The sequence below is a fragment of the Paraburkholderia podalyriae genome (assembly GCF_014397785.1).
In the GTDB taxonomy this organism is placed as follows: Bacteria; Pseudomonadota; Gammaproteobacteria; order Burkholderiales; family Burkholderiaceae; genus Paraburkholderia; species Paraburkholderia podalyriae.
In genome coordinates this window covers 1-850 of record NZ_VZQQ01000259.1, presented here as the reverse complement: position 1 = coordinate 850, position 850 = coordinate 1, and the positions used below count along the sequence as shown (strand labels likewise).

Annotated in this window: 1 protein-coding gene and 1 pseudogene; both read right to left on the bottom strand. The window is 70.4% G+C overall.

The window, feature by feature from the left end; translation table 11 throughout:
- Positions 1 to 530 (bottom strand): PqiC family protein (locus F6X42_RS42920; protein ID WP_187639772.1); only part of this gene is annotated, 530 nt, incomplete at its 3' end.
- Positions 527 to 850 (bottom strand): annotated as a pseudogene (locus tag F6X42_RS42915) (mammalian cell entry protein); the annotation flags it as partial. The pseudogene F6X42_RS42915 and the gene F6X42_RS42920, both read right to left, overlap by 4 nt.

Below are 850 nucleotides of genomic sequence, written 5' to 3'. Positions count from 1 at the left end.
GCGCGCACCAGGTCCGCGTAACCACCCGGCGCCGCCTCCTGCAGCTGCGTATGGCAGGCCAGGCGGGCACCGTTGGGGTCTTGCGCGAAACCGAGGCTCCAGTCAGCCTCGAGCTGCACCGCGTGCCCCGGCCAGGCGTCGAGGCGCCGGATCTGCAGCCTGATGCCCAGCACCGGTTGATTGACCGGCCGGGTGAGACCGGCCATGTCCTCGGTGCCCAGGCGGCGCACCAGTTGGGTGGATAGCGCGGCGCGCAGTTGATCGCCCAGCGGTGCGACCCAGCGCTCGTCGTCGAGCACGGCAACGCCGCTGTCGCCCTGCCGTACGACCATCGCCTGCTGGTCGAGCTCGGCGGGAACACCCACTGGCAGCACGTCGATCGCGAACGGCGCGGCTGGCTGGGCCGAAGCGGGCTGTGCTGCCGGGGAAACCAGCGTGTAGTAGTGCACCGGCGCGGACGCGCAGGCGCTCAGGGCCAGCGCGACGGTGAGCGTGACTGCGCGCAGGCTGGCGCGGGCTGAAAAACTCATTGTTTCGACTCCTGTGAAGCGGAGGGGCTGGCCGCGGTTACCGGGGCCATGGCTGACTGATCCGCTGCATGGCCGCGCAGCAGCGCTTCGGGATGGCGGCCGAGCAGATCAGTGAGCGTGCGCAGCGAGCGGGCAGTGCGCTGCACTTCCTGCAGCGTCTGGCCCAGGTTTTCCTGGAGCGGCCCGTCTTCGGCCAGCATGCCCTGCGCGGCGCCGAAGGTCTGGCGAGCCTGCTGCAGGGTTTGCGTGGTCGCCGGCAGCACCTGGCCGTTGATCTGCTTCAGGGTGCTGTCCAGGTCCGCCAGACCCGTGTCGAGATG